The organism is Buchnera aphidicola (Shivaphis celti) (assembly GCF_039349365.1).
Classification (GTDB): Bacteria; Pseudomonadota; Gammaproteobacteria; order Enterobacterales; family Enterobacteriaceae; genus Buchnera_L; species Buchnera_L aphidicola_AL.
Genome location: NZ_CP134977.1, coordinates 246420 through 266983, shown reverse-complemented (window position 1 = coordinate 266983; position 20564 = coordinate 246420). Strand labels below are relative to the sequence as shown.

Genomic DNA, 20564 nt, shown 5'->3' with positions numbered 1-20564 from the left:
ATTTTTTTCAACATTATAGAAAGTTGCAGTCAAATTTTTCTGATTTAGAAAATATTAAGAAAATAAATTTTTCGATGTTATTATAGTTGTATGTTTATATGCTGATATAAAAATATCAACTGGAGTATTTAAATATTTTTGATTGTTCATTAAACAAAAATTACAAAAATTTTTTTCTTTTTTTTTTTTTAAATTACAGTATTTTTAAATTTATTAAATTAAAAATAATATTTTATTTTTTATGGAGTTTGTGAAAGTATGGAAAATGAATATAATCCAAAAAATATTGAAGAAAAAATATATCGTACGTGGAAAAAAAATAATTATTTTAAATGTAATTATACAAATCATAGAAAAAATTTTTGTATTATGATGCCTCCTCCTAATATTACAGGTAATTTGCATATGGGTCATGCATTTCAACAAACAATTATTGATATTTTAATTCGGTATTTTCGTATGCAAGGCCATAATACATTATGGCAAATGGGATTAGATCATGCAGGAATTGCAACACAAATTCTTGTGATGAAAAAAATTGAAATTGAAGAAAATAAAAATATTAATGATATAGGAAAAGTTAATTTTATTAAAAAATGTTTAAAATGGAAAAAAGAAATTAGTAAAAAAATTAATTATCAAATTCAAAGATTAGGTAGTTCGGTAGATTGGAATAGAACAAGATTCACATTAGATAAAGCTTCAAGAATAGGAGTAAAAAAAGTTTTTATAGATTTGTATAATAATAAATTAATTTATCGTAAAAAAAAATTGTGTAATTGGGATATAAAACTACAAACTGTAATTTCTGATTTAGAAATAGAGCATAAAACTATTATAGGAAATATGTGGTATATTAAATATGCTGTTGTTTATAATAGAAAAATGAATAATAAAGATCAATTTATTATAGTAGCAACTACTAGGCCAGAAACTTTATTAGGAGATACCGCAATTGCAGTTCATCCACATGATAAAAGATATAAAAAATTTATTGGATGTTATGCAATCGTTCCTATTATAAATAGGAAAATTCCTATTATTGCTGATAGATTTGTTGAGATAAATAAAGGAACAGGTTGTGTAAAAATTACCCCTGCTCATGATTTTAATGATTATGCTATTGCTGTACAACATAAGTTGTTGATGATTAATATTTTTACTACTACGGGTTTAGTGAGCAAACATGCTACTGTTTATGATTCTCAAGGAGATTTAATACATTTATATAATGAAAGTATTCCTAAAATATTGCAAGGAAAAACTAGGTTATTGGCAAGAAAAATTATCGTAAATATTTTAAAAGAAAAAAGTATGTTATATCAAGTATTAAAAACAGAAACTACAGTATTATATGGAGATAGAAGTGGAGAAATTCTTGAACCAATGTTAACTAATCAATGGTATTTGCGTACAAAAAAACTTGCTAAACAAGCAATTTCTGTAGTAAATAATCAAAAAATTAATTTTATCCCAGTTCAATATAAAAATATGTATCTTTCTTGGATGTATAATATTCAAGATTGGTGTATTTCACGTCAATTATTGTGGGGACATCGAATACCTGTATGGTATGATTTAACAGGTAAAATATATGTTGGATATAATGAATATGATATTCGAAAAAGACATAATATTAATGATAATATACCACTAAAACAAGATCCGGATGTTTTAGATACATGGTTTTCTTCTAGTTTATGGACATTTTTATCTTTAGATTGGCCAAAAGAAAAAAAATTATTGAAAAATTTTCATCCTACTAGTGTTTTGATTAGTGGTTTTGATATTATTTTTTTTTGGATTGCTCGTATGATTATGATGACTATGTATACCATTAAGGATCATCATGGTAATGCACAGATTCCTTTTAAAACCGTTTATATTACAGGGTTAATTAAGGATGAACAAGGAAAAAAAATGTCCAAATCTCAAGGCAATGTTTTAGATCCATTGGATATTATTGATGGTATTAGTTTAGATAATTTATTAAAAAAAAGGATGAGTAATAATATTAAAAATAATCTAGAAAAAAAAATATATCGTAATACTAAGGATAATTTTCCTGATGGAATTTTAGGTTTTGGAGCAGATGCATTACGATTTACATTTACCTCATTATCTTCACATACTAGAAGTATTAATTGGGATATGAATCGTCTAAAAGGATATAGAAATTTTTGTAATAAAATTTGGAATGCTAGTAAATTTATTTTATTAAATATAAGTAAAAAACAAAAAAAATTAAAGAAAAATATGTTTTGCATTTTTGACATTTGGATTTTAGTTGAACTAAATGATTTTATTAAAATATACAGAGATGCATTGGATACATATCGATTTGATTTAGCTGCAAATGCATTGCATAATTTTTTTTGGCATAAATTTTGTGATTGGTACATAGAATTTGTTAAAATTTTTTTTAAAATAGGTAGTTTAACTGAAATTGAATATATTAAATGTAATTTAATATATGTTTTTGAAATCCTATTAAGAATAGCCCATCCTATTATTCCTTTTATTACTGAATATATCTGGATCAAAATAATGAAAACAATGAATGTTAATGCACAAACTATTATGTTACAAAAATTTCCTAATTTTAATGATAATATGGGTGATAATTCTCTAATAGTGAAAACTGTTTATTTCATTCAAAAAATAATTTTATTTATCAGAAAAGTAAGAATAGAACTAAATATGAAATATAATGATTTATTATGTTTTTCAATATCTAATATCACAGAAAACTATAAAAAATATATTTTGTCTTATACTCACATTATAAAAAAAATGAGTTACTTAAGTGAAGTAAAAATTTTTCATTCAGATTATAATATTCCAGAAAATTCTTTTATACAGATTGTTGAAAAAATTAACTTTTTTATTGAAATAGATAAATCATTGTATTTAAATTTTTTTTTAAAAAAAATAGATAAAGAAATTAATTTAGTTGAAAAAAAAATTCAACATTTAAATGATATATTAAAAAAAAAAAAATTTATTCAATGTGCTGAAGAAGAAATAATTTCAAAAAAACGGAAAGAACTAAAAATTTTAATTTTACATCGTAAAAACCTTGTTAAAAAAAAAAATAAACTGTCATATTAATTAAATAAATAATTTTTAAATAAAATAGTTGAAATATTTTTATTTTATTGGGAATGTTATGAAATTATTACATAATATTTATTCAAAAAAGCAACTGAAAATAGATATGTTACATGATTCTCGATCAAGATATACATTATCTTTTTATAAGTATTGTGATATCAATGATCCTATTACTTTAAGAAATAAAATGTATATTATTTTCTTAAAGTTAGAAATTTTTGGAAGAATTTATATCTCGAAGGAAGGTGTAAATGCTCAAATTAGTGTTTTAAAAGAAAATATCAATCAGTTTAAAATTTGTTTATCTAATTTAGATAATATTTTTTACAACATTCATATTAATCAATCTTTAGATATAAGAAAATCATTTTGGATGTTACAAATTAAAATACGTAAAAAAATTATATCCGATGGTTTAAAAGATAAAAATATTGATTTTAATAATGTTGGAAATTATTTAAAGATTAGCGATGTTAATAACATATTAAAAAAAAAAGATACGATTTGTGTTGACATGCGCAATGAATATGAATATGTTATTGGTCATTTTATTAATGCAATAAAAATACCTGGAGAAACTTTTAGATCTCAATTGAGAATAATTGTAGATTTTTTAAAAAAATATAAAAAAAGAAACATAGTTATGTATTGTACAGGAGGAATTCGTTGCGAAAAAGCAACAGCATGGTTGAAACATAATGGATTTAACAAAGTATACCAAATACATGGAGGTATTTTAAATTATTTATATGAATCACGTAAAAATAATTTTGAAATTAAATTCCAAGGAAAAATGTTTGTTTTTGATAATCGTATTGCAGAAAGAATATCGAATGATATTCTATCTATATGTTATAATTGTGGTATACCATGTGATGACTATATAAATTGTAAAAATGACTTTTGTCATAAATTATTTATTCAATGTACATTGTGTTCTAAAAAATATTCTTATTTTTGTTCATCACAATGTAAAAAAAATTATTTTTCAAAAAAATAAATATTATATCTGAAGTTTTTTCATATATATAATTCATCGATACTAGTATTTTTACTATTAATATTAATACTTAGTATAATTTTATTTAATTTGATTTTATAAATAAATAGGATTTTTAAAATGAAATTATTATTAATTAAAGAAGTATATGAAAATAATTTATTTGTTAATCAAACAATTAAAATATTTGGATGGGTGCGTAATAGAAGACATTCAAAAGCTGGAATTTCATTTATTGATATTTATGATGGTTCTTGTATTAATACAATACAAGTTTTAATTCGAAAAAATATACTCAATTATGATACAGAAGTATTAAAATTAAGCATAGGATGTTCAATTTGTGTAATAGGAAAATTAATATATTCTCTTGGAAAGAAACAACGGTATGAAATTCAAGTAAAAAAAATTAATGTTTTTGGATGGGTTGATCAACCTGAGTATTATCCTATATCTTCTAAGAAATGTACTAATAAATATTTGCGGAAAATTCCTCATTTAAAATCACGTACTAACTTGATCAGTGTCATTACTCGATTAAGGAATGAAATTTTTTATGCAATGCATGACTATTTGCGTCAAAATAATTATTTTTGGGTTTCTACACCAATTATTACCAGTTTAAATGCTGAGGGAGCTGGTGCTATGTTTCGTGTTTCAACATTAAATTTTCATCATCTTCCAATAAACGAATCTGGAAAAGTAAATTTTCAAGAAGATTTTTTTGGAAAAGAATCATTTTTGACAGTTTCTGGGCAATTAACTGCAGAATCTTATGCGTGTTCTATGAAAAAGGTATATACATTTGGTCCAATTTTTCGAGCTGAAAATTCTAATACCACTCGTCACTTGTCAGAATTTTGGATGTTAGAGATAGAAGAATCATTTACAGATTTAAATGATATTATTTTAATATCTGAAAATTTAATTAAACATATTATTCGACATGTTTTAGATCATTGTGTACCTGATATAAATTTTTTGTATCAAAAAATAGATTTAAGTATATTTCAAAGATTAGAAAAATTTATATTAAATAAAATTACTCAAATTGAATATTTTGAAGCTATTGAAATTTTACAACGTTCTAAGGATAAGTTTTTATATGATATCCAGAAAGGAGATGATCTTTCTTCTGATCATGAAAAATATCTTGTAAATCATCATTTTCGATCACCAATTTTTATTAAAAATTACCCAAAAAATTTAAAATCTTTTTATATGAGAATGAATAAAGATAAAGAAACCGTTTCTGCTATGGATTTATTACTACCAAATATAGGAGAGGTCATTGGGGGTTCACAGCGTGAAGAAAGAATATCTGTATTAAAAAAGAGAATTTTAGAACTACAGTTAAATATTAAAGACTATGATTGGTATTTAGATTTACGTCGTTATGGTACTGTTCCTCATTCTGGTTTTGGTTTAGGTTTTGAAAGATTATTGTCTTATATTACTGGTATAAAAAATGTTAAAGATTTAATTCCATTTCCGAGAACTGTAAATAATTTATTATGTTGATAGAATTTTTTGCTATGCATATTATTGTTTTTAAGATATAATAATACAATTGATATTTATTTATTTTTATTTATTAATAATATGAGATTATTATATATGATTAAAATAAACAATTTTTTAATAATGATTTTTGTAATCTTTTTTTCTATTAATTCAGCACATGCATTAACTATTTATAAAAGTGAAAATATTAAGATATATGGAGATGCAACATTTACGCAATATAAAAAAAATACTTGTAATATCGATAAAAAAGATTCTGATTATAAGAATTATAATAATTTATTAAATTTGATGTTGTATGGAATTAAACAAAATGGAAGTGATATATTTAGTTATTTTAAATGTGGTCTACAGGTGAAAAAAGAAGACACTATTTCAAAATATAGCAAAATTCAAGTGAAGTATATTAATCCATTAGTTATAGGGATTTATGTTAATAAAATTGGATTGTTAGAAATAGGGAAAGATCATAATTTCATGTATGAAATTAATAAAATGTCTCGAGGAAATGTGAAAAATGATCATTCTGACATACTATTCAAACAGCAAAAATATTTAAATTCTGATGTAGAAAATTCAATTACTTATCATAATGTAAATTTTTTTGGTTTAATAGATAACTTAACTGTAGCATCGCAATATCAATACTCTAGTCATGATAATAAAATTACCAATGATATTATAAGTCAGTTTATAAAGTATGATTTTAAAAATACTGGATTTAGTCTTTCTGGTGTTTATTTAACTAATATTAATCATTATATACATCCTGTTTTATATAATTTATCACAATATAAAAATGAGTCATATTCTTTATCAGGTCAATATGTTGGTCATCATTTAAATATATCATCGTGTTATAATAATATTTATCGTATTGATCCAATCAATTCAATTGGTTGCTCTTTTTACAATTATAAGAGTTTTAATATTTATACAGAATATAAAGTAAGTTCACACATCTTTACAGATATTAGTTATTCAAATATATATCATGAATATGATTTTTATAATAAAAATGATATTGTTTCTAGAGATTTTATTTTGTTACAAAAATATAAAAGATATTATCAATTAGAACAAATTTATGCATCGGTAAAATATTACTTTAATAAAAATATTTTTATTTATATAGGTAATTCTTTTAATATTTTATATAATCATATAGATCATTCATATAATAAAAAAAATATTTTAAAAAGTGGTATAGTCTATAATTTTTAAATAAGTAGTTTTATACTTCTATCATTATTTAAATAAAATAATAGAAGTATAATATTTTAAATAAAATACATAATTTTATTTATTTTTATTTTTTTTGATGTGTATGTCCATTTCAGTTTTTAAATTATCAGATTTAGTTCCAAAAATTATTTGTACTCCTAAACCTGAAATGACAATACCAGATGCACCTAATTTTTTTATTTTAATTTGTTCTATTTTATTTATGTCTTTTACAGTTACTCTAATTCTCGTAATACAAGCATCTAAATGATCAATGTTGTTAATTCCACCCAAAGCGCAAATTAACAAAGGAGCTAATTCTTTTGGAGTTTTAACAATTATATTATCTTGAATAATTTCTCTTCCCGGTGTCATCAGATTAAAGTAAGTAATTAAGAAATAAAAAATAATATAATAAATTAATCCATATACAATTCCAACAATTGGAAATAACCATATTGATTTTCCATTTGCGCTAAGAATGATAAAATCAATCAATCCATGTGAAAAACTTGTTCCAGCATGCATTCCTAATGCAATACAAATTGGAAATGCTAATCCTGCTAAAACTGCATGTACAAAATATAATATTGGAGCAGTTAATAAAAATGAAAATTCAATTGGCTCTGTAATTCCTGTTAGAAATGCTGTTAAAGCTGCAGAAATCATAATTCCTCCAACTTTTGATCTATATTTTTTATTTGCACTATTCCAAATAGCAAATGCAGCACCTGGTAATCCATACATTTTAAATAAAAAACCTCCAGCTAATTTTCCCGCAGTTCGATCGCCAGCCATATACCTTGCAATATCTCCATGAAAAACTTGTCCAAATGAATTCTTATATTCTCCAATTTGCATTTGAAATGGAACATTCCAAATGTGATGTAAACCAAACGGTATCAATGCTCGTTCAACAAAACCATAAATACCAAATGCTAACATAGGATTTTGATATGCAGCCCATTGTGAGAACAATTCAATAATATTACTGATGGATGGCCAAATTAAAGATAATATACATCCAAATAATATCGCAAATAATCCGGAAATCATTGGTATAAAACGTTTTCCAGAAAAAAAACCTAGATATTCTGGTAATTGTATTGTTGAGAATTTATTAAATAAATATGCTGTGATTGTTCCAGAGATAATTCCGCCTAATACACCTGTGTCACTAAAATATTGATGATGTGTATTAGAATGTATTGTAATTAATGGAATTATAACAGTAGTAGTTTTGATCATAATTTCATGGCATACTACTGCTGCTAATGCAGATACTCCATCATTATTAGTGAATCCTAATGCAATTCCTATTGAAAATATTAATGGTATATTTTTAAATACTGCACCTCCTGCCTCCAACATAACATGAGAGATGATTGGAGGAAAAATATGAAAGTTGGCCGATCCTATTCCCAATAAAATTCCTGCGATAGGTAATACTGATACAGGTAACATTAATGATTTGCCTAGTTTTTGTAAATTAGAAAACATGTTTTTTATCATATAAATCATTTCCTGTATATAATTTTATTTAATTTTATTTTAGGTAAGTTGAATAGTGAAAAAAAATTTTTTTTAATAATTTTTGCCATATCATATATATTTATTTTTTTTAATTTTGAAATATATTTTGCCACATATAATAAATAAGATGGCATATTTATTGTTCCTCGTACAGGCTCTGGCGTTAAATAAGGAGAATCAGTTTCAATCAATATTTTATTTATTGGGATAAATTTAACAATTTCTTTTATATCTTTGGCATTTTTAAATGTAATAATTCCAGAAAACGAAATATAAAATCCTAAGTCTAATAATCTTCTTGCCATATCGATATCACCAGTAAATGAATGTATTACTCCGTAACACGATTGATATTCTTTTTGAGAAAGAATATCCAATGTTTTTTTTTTTGCGTTTCTAGTATGAATAATTAAAGGTTTATTATATTTGATACTCAGTTCGATATGATTTTCAAATGCAAAACATTGTTCTTTTTTTGTTGTATTATATTTGTAAAAATCTAATCCTGTTTCTCCTAATGCAATGATATTTTTGTTATTTAAAATTAAATTTTTTAATTTTGTAAATTGTTCTGCTTTTTGAATGTCATGATTTAATGGGTGTATTCCGCAGCTATATAAAATATTTTTATATTTGTTAAACAATTTGACTGAATTTTTAAAATCTTGAAGAGATACAGAAACTGTTAATAATAAATAAACATGCGATCGGAATGATTTTTCTAAAATATATTTTATATTATTTTTTTTTTTTAAACATGAAATTAAGTTTAAATGACAATGTGAATCAATTAAAAATATTTTTTTCTCGTGCATATGATTTTTGTATAATTTATTTGTTATGAAAGATATTCCATTTTAATAAATTTTTTAAAATTAACAATTCTTGATTAATATTCTTTATTGTAAAAATTTGATATCTGCATTTTATCCATATATCTAATATTTTAGATATATAAAAATAAGAATATGTTTGGTTTATTTTGTGGATTAAATCAATATAATCAATATTAATAATAGTATAAAAAATATTACTTTTTTTTTTTAGACTGTCTAAAAATAATAAAATAATCCAATTTAATTGAATAATACATTCTTTGTTATTTAATATAGGTAATAATTTTAAAAAATTTTTTTGATTTATTAAACTATGAATAGTTTGATATAAAAATTTTCTCTTGACCCACATTTTTTTTTTAATTGATTGTATCGTAGCATGAAAATCATGGTTATTAATTCGAAATTCAATGAAAAATTTTTTTTGGTTATATATTTTTTTTTTCTTTATCCAATTTAAAATAAATTTTTCAGTAACAATAGGTATACGATGTAATAGTAATCTGCTTCTAAATGTAGGATGTAAAGTATTACCAATAATATTTCCAATAAAAAAAAATGTATTTTTTGGAGGTTCTTCTAAAATCTTTAAAAGAGTATTAATACTGAACAACGTTAGTGTATGATAATTTGGAATCCATAAAATTTTATTTTGATTTTGTTGTGGTGTATTTTGAATGCTGATAATTATTTTTCTTAGTTTTTCAATATCACATATTTTATCTAATTTGTTGGGATGGAAAATATAAAAGTCAGGATGATTTTTTTTTTTTATTAAAATACAACTTGTACATGTTTCGCATGCATAAATATTTAATTTATTATGACATAAAATCCACTTACTAATACAATAAATTAACCAATAAATATCATATAAATAATATGATTCTACAATAATTGCATGATGTAATTTTTTTTTTTGATAATTAATGATTATTTTTTTATATATTTTATTTAAATAAGAAAATGTTTTTATATACATTTTTTTAACCATTTAATTAATGTGTTTTTAATGTTTTCATGTACAATATTTTTTTTCAGATTTGCATTAATTTTTATGATATTTTTATTTTTTTTAATGTATTTTAAATACATATTTCTTATTCTAATAAAAAAATTTAAATTATTTTTTTCTATTGCATCTATGTTTCCTCTTCTTAAGACTCTTTGTAATCCAATTTTTGGAATTACATCTAAATATATTGTTAAATGAGGTAATAATTTTTTTACAACAATTTTGTTTATTTGTTGTATAATCGACTGATGGATTTTAAAACCCCCTCCCTGATATGCATATGAAGATAAAACATATCTATCTGCAATTACCCAAATATTATTTTTTAATGCAGGTTGAATTAAATTTTCAATTAATTGCATACGTGCTGCGTATATTAATAAAAGAATTGTTTTTTTATTAATATTTTCATATATATTATCATTTTTAATTATTTTTCTTATTTTTTCTGATAATGGAGTACTTCCTGGTTCACGAACAATAATATACGGAATTTGATATTGGTTAAATATTTTTTTTATTATATTTATGGAATGAGTTTTACCTGATCCATCTAATCCTTCAATTGCAATAAATTTACTATCTAAAAAATTCATTTTATATCTTATGTATTATTTATTTTTTTTTAATTTAATATATTCAATAATAGAATTAATTGTCTTAAATTGTTCAATTTCTTCGTCTGAAATTTCTATTTTAAAAATATCTTCTAACGCCATAGTAATTTCAATGATATCTAATGAATCAAGATTTAAATCTTTAATTAAAAAATCTGTGTTGTTAATTTTTTTTAATTCTATTTCTGTAATTTGTGAAATAATTTTTTTTATTTTTTTTTCTATATTTTTCATATTTTTTTAACAAAAAAAAGAAAGAATAATATAATTATAATATATTTATAAATATTATAATATATAAATATTAATTCATATATACCCCACCATTAACATGTATTGTTTGTCCTGTAATATAAGATGCTTCTGTTGAAGATAAAAATAATGCAATAGATGCAATTTCTTCAGGATTACCAAAACGTTTCATAGGGATTGTCGATTTGTATTTTTTTTTTTGACGATCTGTAAGCAATTTTGTCATTCCGGTTTTTATAAAACCAGGAGAAATGATATTAACAGTAATTCCTTTTCTAGCAACTTCTAATGCTAAACTTTTATTCAAACCTATTAAACCAGATTTGGATGCAGCATAGTTACTTTGACCAATATTTCCGGTACTACCTATTGTAGAACCTATTGTTATGATTCTTCCATATCTATTTTGAAGCATAATTTTTACTATTAATTTTGATATATAAAATATTGAGTTTAAATTAATTTTTAATACTTTTGACCAATCATGATAATCCATATTTATAATTAATTTATCATGTTTAATAGCAGCATTGTTAATTAATATATCAATTTTTTTAAATTTTTTATGTATTTTTTGAATACATATTTTTATATCTTTTAAGTTTTTTAAGTTTAAAATCATTCCTAATCCTAAATTTTGAATTTTTTCTTGAATGATCTTTTTTCCTTTAATATTAGTGCTTGTTCCAATAACAAAAATATTATTTAAAGATAATTTTTTAGCTATTTCTAATCCAATTCCTTTACTTGCTCCAATAATTAGGGCAATTTTTTTATTTTTTTTCATAAACATTTTTTTTTGTTAGATTGATAGCTGTATTAATATTTTCTATATTATTGATAGAAATTAGTTTAACTTTTTTTTTTGTTTGAATTGATTTGATTAAAAAATCATTTGTTCCTATTTCTAAAATGATATTTGTTTTTTTTAAAATTAAGTCAATTGTTTTTTTCCATTGTACAGGATAAAATAATTGATTTATTAAGGATTTTCTGAGATTACTTTTTGAATTATATTTTTTTACAGTAATACTATTTATAATAGAATATTTTGCATCTTTTATAGGGATTTTTTTTATTTTTTTAGAAAAATTTCTTTTAACTTTTTTCATAATCATAAAATGTCCAGCTATTTTTATAGGAAGTTTCATAATACGTGCTTTTTTTTTATAAATATCTGGAATAATTTTTTTTATTTCATTTTTAAATCCAGTAATTACAATTTGTTTGTTTGCATTAATACTAGAAATATTAATTTTTTTAGTAAAATTATGTTTTTTAATTATTTTATTCACGGATGTTTTATTTAATCCGAAAATTATTTCCATACTGGTTTTATATTTTTGAGATATTTTTTGCATCATATATTCTCTTTTTTGTAATAATTTAACTGTATCAGAAAAATTTATTACCCCCCCACATACTAAAGCTGCATACTCTCCTAAACTGTGTCCAGAAGTCATCTTAGGATTTTTTCCTCCAAGAAACTTCCATAATTTATATATTGATACAGAAGCTGTGAAAATTAATGGTTGTATATTTTTTATTTTTATATTATATTGATGGAATTTTTTAATTTTTCCCCATAAATCATATTTTAGACATTCTGATGCTTGATGAAAAGTATTTTGAATAATTTTGTATTTTTTATTTAATGAAATTAATTTATTAATTTTTTGTAATCCCTGGCCAGGGAAGATCATGGAAAAATTCATGTTTCAAATTATATACCGAATATTTTTTTGTTCGAATAGTGATATTAATATGTTTTAAAATTATTTAATCTTTTTTATCTTTTAATAATTTTTTTCCTTTGTAAAAAAATGTTTTTGTCATATGATGTCTTAAATGCATTTCTTTACTGTATTTATCTTGAGATAAACAAAAAATTTTAATTTTTTTGTGAGATCTTCTCATTCCTCTTTTTGATCGTGTTGGTTTACTTTTTTGTACAGCCATATTTCCCTCATTTATAATATGTATATAATACTTTTTCTTTATAAGATATTGATTTAAAGATATTTTTTAAATCTTTTACACAATGGCGCTTGAATAAAAAAAATTTTTTTTTTATATGGATGTAAAAATGATATTTCATAAGCATGTAATAACATTTTTTTTGATTTATATGATTTGTCAATTTTATAATCTAGTATTTTATTTCCATAAATTTTATCAAATACAATTGGATATCCAATATGTGATGTATGAAAACGAATTTGATGTGTTCTTCCTGTTTTAGGTATTATTTCAATGAATGTTGTTTGATTTAATCTTTTTTTTACTTTTAGCACTGTAATTGATTTTTTTCCGTATATATCTAATACAACTTTTTTTTTATTTTGATAATTTGTTTTTTTTAATGGGAAAGAAATAATTTTTTTATTTGGAATTAAATTTCCATGAATTAACGCAATATATTTTTTTTTAATTTTTTTTTCACGGAATTTTTCATGCATAATTCTTAACATTGATCTTTTTTTGGATAACATTAAAATTCCTGAAGTATCGCGATCTAATCTGTGAATTAATTCAATGTACCGATATTCTGGTTTTATTAACCTAATCATTTCTATTATTCCTAACTTAATGCCGCTACCTCCATGAACTGCAATGCCACATGGTTTATTGATTATTAATAAATATTTATCTTCATATAATATGCTGGAGATAATATTTTTTTTCATGTATGTAGTTAAAACGGATTTTTTTTTATCTGTTTTTTTATATTGTAAAATATTATTATAAGACAATACATCTCTTTTTTGGAGTTTATAACTTGGATGAACTTTTTTATTATTGATTTGAATATTTCCTATTCTGATTATTTTATATAATAAACTTTTCGGAATTTTATAAAATTGAGTTTTTATAAAATTATCTATTCTTTGGTTACTGTAATTATTATCAATAATTATTATCTTTTTTTGAATCATATTGATTTTTTATGTATTATTTTTTTAATTTTTTTCATCTTTTAATACCTATATTGTATAGAAATTTTAATACATACAAAATATATGATTAAATTAAATATACTCTTTTAATAATACTATGATATCAAATATTGAATTTAAAAAAAAATAATTATATTTTAAAAGTCAAAAAAGGTTATTTTGAATATAGTTTTTTAATAAAAAATATAAAAAATAATACTTGATAAATATTTAATATTTTATTTTTTATATTTTATATTTTATATTTTCAAAAAAAATTTTTTATAAAATCATTTTATTTATATTTTTTTAAAAAATCATTTTTAAAAATATAGATTTTAATATTTTTTTTTATTTTTTTTATTGGAGGAGGAGAGATTCGAACTCTCGGATGAGGAATACTCATCGGCGGTTTTCAAGACCGCTGCCTTCAACCACTCGGCCACCCCTCCTAATTCTTTAAAAATAATTGTATCAATAAATATAATAATATATATTATATACAATGTAAAGTTTTTAATTGAATAAGAATATTATTCTTAAGGTGTGATTTTTTTTTACAAATAAAATATTATTAGACAAAAATTTTAATACATTGTACAATTTAATTGGATGAAATAATTTTGGCGCGTTGACAGATTGGTTATGTAGCGGACTGCAAATCCGTATAATCTGGTTCGACTCCAGAACGCGCCTAATTTTATAATTTTCGTTAAGCCCAGATGGTGAAATAGGTAAACACAAGGGACTTAAAATCCCTCGGCTCTTAACAGCTTTGCGGGTTCGATTCCCGCTCTGGGTATTAAAATTATAGTATTGATTGGTATACTTTGTAATGATTTTTTTGTTTTAAAATTTTGTAGTTTCCAAATTCTTGAAGTAATATTTCTGTACATGATATATTAGAGTGTAATATAATTCTTAATTCACCATTTTTGTGCAAAAAATTAACGGATTGTTTAATTAATTCATGAACTATTTTTAAATTATTCAAATTTCCATAATGAGTGGGTGGATTAGATATAATAAAATTATATTTTTCTTGAACATGAGAAAAAAGATTGCTATAAAAAACATTACCAATTATTTTATTTTCTTTTAAAGAATATCTGCTACATAACAAAGCAGTACTGTTATTATCAATTAATGTTAATTTAATATTACTATTTTTTTTATGTAACATAACAGATAAAATTCCCGAACCAGATCCAACATCTAATACTTTTCCTTGAATACTTTTATTAAAAGTAGAAATTAACAATATACTACCTGGATCTATTTTTTTATATCCAAATACTCCTGGAAGGGTAATAATAATTTGATTATATAAGATATGTTTTTTAAAAAAATTTTTTAGTGCAAAATTTACTTTTTTTTTTTTATAACTTAAATATACAGTACATTTTTTTTTGTATAAAATTTTTTTTATATACATCCATTCATGCATTTTTTTTGTAATACTTTTAATTCCAAATTTATTTTTTCCGATAATTAGAATTTTTTTATTTTTTTGAATTATTGATAATATGTATGTTAACTGAAATATTGATTCAGTTTTATTTTTTATCCAAAAAAATACAATCATATTGCAATTTAAAATATTTTGTTTTTTTGGGAAAATTCGAAAATAAAAGTTATTTTTATTATATTTTTTTATTCTTTTTTCATCATAGCATTTTTGTATATGAAACTTATTTTGATTTTTGTTTAAATAAAAAAAAAATTGTCTTGCATATCTCCTGAAAATAGAATGAAATTTTTATCGGTATTATTTAAATAATTTTTTATTATTATACTTTCTTCATATAATTTATCTTCTTTTTTTTTCATTTAGATTACACTATATATAATATAAATTGTTTTTTTTTTGATTATAAAATATATAATTGTAAATTATATATTTTTTATTATATGTTTAAATTAATATTTTAAAAATATGCTAAAAAATGAACCAATTAAATTTCAAGGTCATGTTTTTACATTTTTAGTACTATATATTAATACTAGTGCTGCACATATTGTAAAACATGAAATCTTAAAAAAAATGAGAATAAAACCATTTTTATTTAAAAATGCTTCAATAATATTGAATATATCTTATTTACAATCTAAAATAAATTGGAAAACAATGAAAACAGCAATTTTATCTACTGGATTAAAAATTGTTGGTATTCTTAATTGTAAAAACAAGATATTGAAAAATTTAATTCTTCAATCTGGTTTGCCTATTTTAAATTATCAAGAACAATATGTAAAAAAGAATAATTGTGCAAAAAATCAATCTTTTTCTTATCAAAATAAGAAAATGCAATCTACAATTATTGATCAACCAGTACGATCTGGTCAAAAAATATTTGTTTGTAAATCAGATTTAATTATTCTTAACCATGTTAATACAGGAGCTGAATTAATTGCTGATGGAAATATACATGTATATGGAGAAATGAGAGGAAGGGTTTTAGCTGGATTTAATGGAGATATTACAAAAAATATTTTTTGTACTAATTTTTTTGCTGAGTTAGTTTCTATTGCAGGAGAATATTTATTAATTGAAAAAATACCTTCTATTTTTTTAGGGAAAAGTGTACATATCTTTCTTAAAGATTATAATTTATCTATTAAACCATTATTTTAAATAATATACATAAATATGGAATACGTATATGACTCGTATTATTACAATTACTTCAGGGAAAGGAGGGGTAGGGAAAACTACTTCTAGTGCAGCAATTGCTACTGGACTTGCCCGACAGGGTAATAAAACAATAGTAATTGATTTTGATATTGGATTACGTAATTTAGATTTAATTATGGGTTGTGAAAGACGTGTTATTTATAATTTAATTAATGTAATTGAAGGAGATGTATCAATTAATCAAGCTATAATAAAAGATAAATATACAGAAAATTTATTTATTCTACCTGCTTCACAAACTAGAAATAAAGATTCATTAACAAAAGAGGGTATTAGTGCTTTATTTAAAGAATTATTAAATATGGAATTTGAATTTATTATTTGTGATTCTCCTGCTGGAATTGAAACAGGGGCATTTATTGCTATGTATTTTGCTGATGAAGCAGTAATTATAGCTAATCCAGAGGTTTCTTCTGTAAGAGATGCAGATCGTATTTTAGGAATTATTGCTTCACAATCTAAGAGAGCTGAAAAGAATTCACTTCCAGTAAAAGAATATTTATTAATTAATCGATATAATCCGATGCGTGTCAATCAAGGAGAGATGCTCAGTATGGAAGATGTAATAGATATTTTGCGTATTCCTTTAATTGGAGTGATTCCAGAAGATTCATCTGTATTAAAATCATCTAATCAAGGAAAATCAGTAATATTAAATTATTCTTCTCATGCTGGGCAAGCATACTGTGATACAGTAGATAGATTATTAGGGAAACAATGCGATTTTAGATTTTTAAAAGAAGAAAAAATAGGTTTTTTTAAAAGATTTTTTTGGAGATAAATAATGTCATTATTAGGTTTTTTTGTATATAAAAAAAAACATACAGCATATATTGCAAAAAAAAGATTACAATTTATGTTTTCTAAAAAAAAAAGAATTGTCCATTCAACTTATTTTGTAAAATTAAAAAAAGAATTATTATCTGTTATTAATCAAAATTCTCAGATGACTGCAAATTTAATTCATGTAACATTTCATCAAAAAACACCGTATAATTTAACTTTAGATTTAAATATTATATCACGAAAATGAAATATTTATATTATATATAAATAATACAAATATAAAATATGAATTTTGTTTAATTTAAAACTTTATAATAGGAAAATTATGAGTGAAAAAATTATTATTTTTGATACATCTCTTCGGGATGGTGAGCAAGCACTACAAGCAAGCTTAAGCGTAAAAGAAAAATTGCAAATTGCAATTGCACTGGAAAGAATGAAAGTTGATGTTATGGAAGTTGGATTTCCAATTTCATCTCCTGGAGATTTTGATTCTGTTCGAGAAATATCAAAAAAAATAAAGAATACTACAATTTGTAGTTTAGCAAGATGTCTCGATAAAGATATTGATGTAGCTGCAGATGCTATGTCCGTTTTAAATAATTTTCGTATACATGTTTTTTTAGGAACATCAAATTTACATATGTATTCTAAATTAAAAAAAAATTTTGATGAAATCGTTGATATGGCAATACGTGGAATAAAACGAGCAAAACGATATACAGATGATGTTGAATTTTCTTGTGAAGATGCAGGTCGAACTTGTTTAGATAACTTATGTGTAATAGTAGAAAAAGCTATTTTAGCTGGTGCTAAAACAATTAACATTCCTGATACTGTAGGTTATACATTACCAAATCAATTTAGTAATATTATTCATACTTTATATCAGAAAGTTCCAAATATAGATCGAGCAATAATATCTGTACACTGTCATGATGATTTAGGTATGGCGGTTGGGAATTCAATTTCAGCTATTGCAGCAGGAGCGAGACAAATTGAAGGTACAATTAACGGTATTGGTGAACGAGCAGGAAATGCTGCTTTGGAAGAAGTAATTATGGCGATTGCTGTTAAAAAAGACATACTTAAAGTACATACTACAATTGAAAAAAAAGAAATATATCGTGTTAGTAAAATAATTAGCCAAATTTGTAATATCTCTGTTCCTCCGAATAAAGCAATTGTCGGTAGTAATGCTTTTGCCCATTCTTCTGGTATTCACCAAGACGGTATTTTAAAAAATAGAGAGAATTATGAAATAATTTCACCAAAAACCATTGGTTTACAAGAAGTGAAATTAAATTTAACTTCCCGTTCCGGTAGGGCTGCAGTACGACATCGAATGCAACAAATGGGATATAAAAATAGTGAATATAATATCGATGAATTATATGCATCGTTTTTAAAATTAGCAGATAAGAAAGGTCAGGTTTTTGATTATGATTTAGAAGCATTGGCATTTATCAATAATCAACAAGAAAACCCAGAATATTTTATTTTAGATCATTTTCATGTAAAATCCAGTTCTAGTGGTTTTTCAACTGCATCAGTATCTTTAATATGTGGGAAAAATACAATTACTAAATTTTCTACTACGAGTAACGGACCGGTAGATGCAGTATATCAAGCATTACATAAAATATCTGGTTACTCTATGTTATTGCAAAAATTCCAATTATTTGCTAAAGGGAAGGGGAAAGATGCATTGGGGCAAGTGGATATTATAGTTGAATATAAAAATAGAAAATTTCATGGAATAGGATTAGCAACGGATATTATTGAATCTTCTGTCAAAGCAATGATAAATGTCTTAAATAATATTTGGAGAGCAAACCAAGTAATTTTACAATTAAATAAATTTTCGAAAGAAAAATAAAATAATAATTACAATTTAATATAACATACTTTAATTAACTATATAATTATATAATATATGAAAAAAACATTTAATTTAGCTGTACTCCCCGGTGATGGAATTGGTCCAGAAGTCATGCGAGAAGGATATAAAATTTTAAATATTTTAAAAAAAAAATGTTTTATAAATTTTAATATACATGAATATGATATTGGAGGCATAGCAATAGATAAATTTGGATCTGCATTGCCTAAAAGTACATTATTAGGATGTGAAAGATCAAATGCAATTCTATTAGGTTCGGTGGGTGGGCCAAAATGGAAACATTTTCCAGATGATGAACAACCAGAAAGAGGAGCGTTACTTCCATTACGAAAATATTTTAATTTATTTGCAAATATTCGACCTTCTGTTTTATATTCAGAATTAAAAAGTTTATCTCCATTACGTCATACAGTTATTCATTCTGATATAAATATATTATGTATACGTGAATTAACTGGGGGAATATATTTTGGAAAATCGGGTCGAAAATATAATAAAAATAATAAAAAATATGCCTTTGATACTGAAAAATATTATGAATCTGAAATAGAAAGAATAGCACATTTAGCTTTTCGAATTGCAAATACAAGAAAAAAAAAAATTGTTTCTATAGACAAAGCAAATGTATTATCAAGTTCTAAGTTATGGAGAGAAGTCGTTGATAACGTTTCCAAATTATATCCTCATATAGAAGTATCACATCTATATATCGATAATGCAGTTATGCAAATTATTAAAAATCCTAGTCAATTCGATATTATTTTATGTTCAAATTTATTCGGTGATATTATATCTGATGAATGTGCAGCAATTACTGGTTCGATTGGGATGTTAGCTTCTGCTAGTTTAAATGAAAAAAATTTTGGTTTATATGAACCAGCTGGTGGTTCAGCTCCAGATATTCAAGGTAAAAATATTGCTAATCCAATTGCACAAATTTTATCTATTGCATTACTATTGCGTTATAGTATGGGTTTATTTGAATTATCTGATGCAATATATGAATCTGTAAAAAAAACATTAAAAATGGGTTATAGAACATTTGATATTATTGATAACCAAAATGATTATATCACAACTTCACATATGGGAGATATAATCTCTAATACACTTATTAAAGAGATATAAA

General features: G+C 22.9%; 20 protein-coding genes and 3 tRNA genes. 11 read left to right on the top strand and 12 right to left on the bottom strand.

The window, feature by feature from the left end; translation table 11 throughout:
- The first annotated feature begins 258 nt into the window (after positions 1-258).
- From RJT40_RS01230 to RJT40_RS01215, 4 genes are all read left to right on the top strand, one after another.
- A complete protein-coding gene (locus RJT40_RS01230) occupies positions 259-3111 on the top strand; it encodes a valine--tRNA ligase (RefSeq protein ID WP_343182385.1) in 2853 nt (950 codons plus the stop codon).
- A 58-nt stretch (positions 3112-3169) separates the two neighbouring features.
- Entirely contained in the window at positions 3170-4114 is a 945-nt protein-coding gene (locus RJT40_RS01225; RefSeq protein WP_343182384.1) for a rhodanese-related sulfurtransferase, read from the top strand.
- A gap of 120 nt (positions 4115-4234) precedes the next feature.
- Complete coding sequence (gene asnS / locus RJT40_RS01220; RefSeq protein WP_343182383.1) at positions 4235-5635, top strand: asparagine--tRNA ligase; 1401 nt, start codon at positions 4235-4237, stop codon at positions 5633-5635.
- Between the two features lie 96 nt (positions 5636-5731).
- Positions 5732-6862, top strand: coding sequence for a porin (locus tag RJT40_RS01215; RefSeq protein WP_343182382.1), 1131 nt, complete (start codon positions 5732-5734; stop codon positions 6860-6862).
- A gap of 75 nt (positions 6863-6937) precedes the next feature.
- Here the strand turns inward: RJT40_RS01215 and ptsG are convergent, their stop codons facing one another.
- The 10 genes from ptsG to RJT40_RS01165 form a co-directional block, all read right to left on the bottom strand.
- On the bottom strand, positions 6938-8374 hold the full coding sequence (gene ptsG, locus RJT40_RS01210; RefSeq protein ID WP_343182381.1) for a PTS glucose transporter subunit IIBC: 1437 nt from the start codon (positions 8372-8374) through the stop codon (positions 6938-6940).
- 5 nt (positions 8375-8379) lie between these two features.
- Entirely contained in the window at positions 8380-9210 is an 831-nt protein-coding gene (locus tag RJT40_RS01205) for a TatD family hydrolase (protein WP_343182380.1), read from the bottom strand.
- 16 nt (positions 9211-9226) lie between these two features.
- Positions 9227-10213 carry a DNA polymerase III subunit delta' C-terminal domain-containing protein gene (locus RJT40_RS01200; RefSeq protein WP_343182379.1) on the bottom strand — a complete coding sequence of 329 codons (987 nt, stop codon included), beginning with the start codon at positions 10211-10213 and terminating at the stop codon, positions 9227-9229.
- Positions 10204-10842 carry a dTMP kinase gene (gene tmk, locus RJT40_RS01195; protein WP_343182378.1) on the bottom strand — a complete coding sequence of 213 codons (639 nt, stop codon included), beginning with the start codon at positions 10840-10842 and terminating at the stop codon, positions 10204-10206. The genes RJT40_RS01200 and tmk overlap by 10 nt, the downstream gene beginning before the upstream one ends.
- Positions 10843-10857: 15 nt before the next feature.
- Positions 10858-11097: an acyl carrier protein gene (locus RJT40_RS01190; protein ID WP_343182377.1), complete on the bottom strand. Its 240-nt coding sequence runs from the start codon at positions 11095-11097 to the stop codon at positions 10858-10860.
- Positions 11098-11167: 70 nt separating this feature from the next.
- On the bottom strand, positions 11168-11902 hold the full coding sequence (fabG, locus tag RJT40_RS01185) for a 3-oxoacyl-ACP reductase FabG (RefSeq protein WP_343182376.1): 735 nt from the start codon (positions 11900-11902) through the stop codon (positions 11168-11170).
- Positions 11889-12818: an acyltransferase domain-containing protein gene (locus RJT40_RS01180; protein WP_343182375.1), complete on the bottom strand. Its 930-nt coding sequence runs from the start codon at positions 12816-12818 to the stop codon at positions 11889-11891. The genes fabG and RJT40_RS01180 overlap by 14 nt, the downstream gene beginning before the upstream one ends.
- A 76-nt stretch (positions 12819-12894) precedes the next feature.
- Positions 12895-13074, bottom strand: coding sequence for a 50S ribosomal protein L32 (gene rpmF, locus RJT40_RS01175; protein WP_343182374.1), 180 nt, complete (start codon positions 13072-13074; stop codon positions 12895-12897).
- A 53-nt stretch (positions 13075-13127) separates the two neighbouring features.
- A complete protein-coding gene (locus tag RJT40_RS01170) occupies positions 13128-14051 on the bottom strand; it encodes an RluA family pseudouridine synthase (protein ID WP_343182373.1) in 924 nt (307 codons plus the stop codon).
- 364 nt (positions 14052-14415) lie between these two features.
- Positions 14416-14503 (bottom strand) — tRNA-Ser (locus tag RJT40_RS01165).
- A 173-nt stretch (positions 14504-14676) separates the two neighbouring features.
- Here RJT40_RS01165 and RJT40_RS01160 point away from each other — a divergent pair.
- Positions 14677-14747: transfer RNA gene (locus tag RJT40_RS01160), tRNA-Cys, on the top strand.
- A 20-nt stretch (positions 14748-14767) separates the two neighbouring features.
- Positions 14768-14853: transfer RNA gene (locus RJT40_RS01155), tRNA-Leu, on the top strand.
- A 6-nt stretch (positions 14854-14859) separates the two neighbouring features.
- Here the strand turns inward: RJT40_RS01155 and RJT40_RS01150 are convergent.
- Both RJT40_RS01150 and RJT40_RS01145 read right to left on the bottom strand, forming a co-directional pair.
- Entirely contained in the window at positions 14860-15708 is an 849-nt protein-coding gene (locus tag RJT40_RS01150; protein WP_343182709.1) for a methyltransferase, read from the bottom strand.
- Between the two features lie 50 nt (positions 15709-15758).
- Positions 15759-15881 (bottom strand): hypothetical protein, encoded by a 123-nt coding sequence (locus RJT40_RS01145; RefSeq protein WP_343182372.1) that lies wholly within the window; start codon positions 15879-15881, stop codon positions 15759-15761.
- Between the two features lie 106 nt (positions 15882-15987).
- Between RJT40_RS01145 and minC the strand changes: the two genes are divergently transcribed.
- From minC to leuB, 5 genes are all read left to right on the top strand, one after another.
- Entirely contained in the window at positions 15988-16686 is a 699-nt protein-coding gene (minC, locus tag RJT40_RS01140) for a septum site-determining protein MinC (RefSeq protein ID WP_343182371.1), read from the top strand.
- Between the two features lie 28 nt (positions 16687-16714).
- On the top strand, positions 16715-17527 hold the full coding sequence (gene minD / locus RJT40_RS01135; protein ID WP_343182370.1) for a septum site-determining protein MinD: 813 nt from the start codon (positions 16715-16717) through the stop codon (positions 17525-17527).
- Between the two features lie 3 nt (positions 17528-17530).
- The gene (locus RJT40_RS01130) at positions 17531-17779 is read left to right on the top strand and encodes a cell division topological specificity factor MinE (RefSeq protein WP_343182369.1); all 249 of its coding nucleotides are present in this window, start codon (positions 17531-17533) and stop codon (positions 17777-17779) included.
- A 78-nt stretch (positions 17780-17857) separates the two neighbouring features.
- The gene (leuA, locus tag RJT40_RS01125; protein WP_343182368.1) at positions 17858-19411 is read left to right on the top strand and encodes a 2-isopropylmalate synthase; all 1554 of its coding nucleotides are present in this window, start codon (positions 17858-17860) and stop codon (positions 19409-19411) included.
- A 57-nt stretch (positions 19412-19468) separates the two neighbouring features.
- Positions 19469-20563, top strand: coding sequence for a 3-isopropylmalate dehydrogenase (gene leuB, locus RJT40_RS01120; protein ID WP_343182367.1), 1095 nt, complete (start codon positions 19469-19471; stop codon positions 20561-20563).
- The last annotated feature ends 1 nt before the right edge of the window (position 20564 follow it).

What these genes read in the sequence shown, in the direction of transcription:
- ptsG (WP_343182381.1), bottom strand. Translation starts at nt 8,374, where the DNA reads ATGATAAAAAACATGTTTTCTAATTTACAAAAACTAGGCAAATCATTA.
- RJT40_RS01170 (WP_343182373.1), bottom strand. Translation starts at nt 14,051, where the DNA reads ATGATTCAAAAAAAGATAATAATTATTGATAATAATTACAGTAACCAA.
- RJT40_RS01230 (WP_343182385.1), top strand. Translation starts at nt 259, where the DNA reads ATGGAAAATGAATATAATCCAAAAAATATTGAAGAAAAAATATATCGT.
- RJT40_RS01225 (WP_343182384.1), top strand. Translation starts at nt 3,170, where the DNA reads ATGAAATTATTACATAATATTTATTCAAAAAAGCAACTGAAAATAGAT.
- leuA (WP_343182368.1), top strand. Translation starts at nt 17,858, where the DNA reads ATGAGTGAAAAAATTATTATTTTTGATACATCTCTTCGGGATGGTGAG.
- RJT40_RS01200 (WP_343182379.1), bottom strand. Translation starts at nt 10,213, where the DNA reads ATGTATATAAAAACATTTTCTTATTTAAATAAAATATATAAAAAAATA.
- RJT40_RS01190 (WP_343182377.1), bottom strand. Translation starts at nt 11,097, where the DNA reads ATGAAAAATATAGAAAAAAAAATAAAAAAAATTATTTCACAAATTACA.
- tmk (WP_343182378.1), bottom strand. Translation starts at nt 10,842, where the DNA reads ATGAATTTTTTAGATAGTAAATTTATTGCAATTGAAGGATTAGATGGA.
- RJT40_RS01180 (WP_343182375.1), bottom strand. Translation starts at nt 12,818, where the DNA reads ATGATCTTCCCTGGCCAGGGATTACAAAAAATTAATAAATTAATTTCA.
- minC (WP_343182371.1), top strand. Translation starts at nt 15,988, where the DNA reads ATGCTAAAAAATGAACCAATTAAATTTCAAGGTCATGTTTTTACATTT.
- asnS (WP_343182383.1), top strand. Translation starts at nt 4,235, where the DNA reads ATGAAATTATTATTAATTAAAGAAGTATATGAAAATAATTTATTTGTT.
- RJT40_RS01215 (WP_343182382.1), top strand. Translation starts at nt 5,732, where the DNA reads ATGATTAAAATAAACAATTTTTTAATAATGATTTTTGTAATCTTTTTT.
- leuB (WP_343182367.1), top strand. Translation starts at nt 19,469, where the DNA reads ATGAAAAAAACATTTAATTTAGCTGTACTCCCCGGTGATGGAATTGGT.
- RJT40_RS01205 (WP_343182380.1), bottom strand. Translation starts at nt 9,210, where the DNA reads ATGCACGAGAAAAAAATATTTTTAATTGATTCACATTGTCATTTAAAC.
- rpmF (WP_343182374.1), bottom strand. Translation starts at nt 13,074, where the DNA reads ATGGCTGTACAAAAAAGTAAACCAACACGATCAAAAAGAGGAATGAGA.
- minD (WP_343182370.1), top strand. Translation starts at nt 16,715, where the DNA reads ATGACTCGTATTATTACAATTACTTCAGGGAAAGGAGGGGTAGGGAAA.
- fabG (WP_343182376.1), bottom strand. Translation starts at nt 11,902, where the DNA reads ATGAAAAAAAATAAAAAAATTGCCCTAATTATTGGAGCAAGTAAAGGA.
- RJT40_RS01145 (WP_343182372.1), bottom strand. Translation starts at nt 15,881, where the DNA reads ATGAAAAAAAAAGAAGATAAATTATATGAAGAAAGTATAATAATAAAA.
- RJT40_RS01130 (WP_343182369.1), top strand. Translation starts at nt 17,531, where the DNA reads ATGTCATTATTAGGTTTTTTTGTATATAAAAAAAAACATACAGCATAT.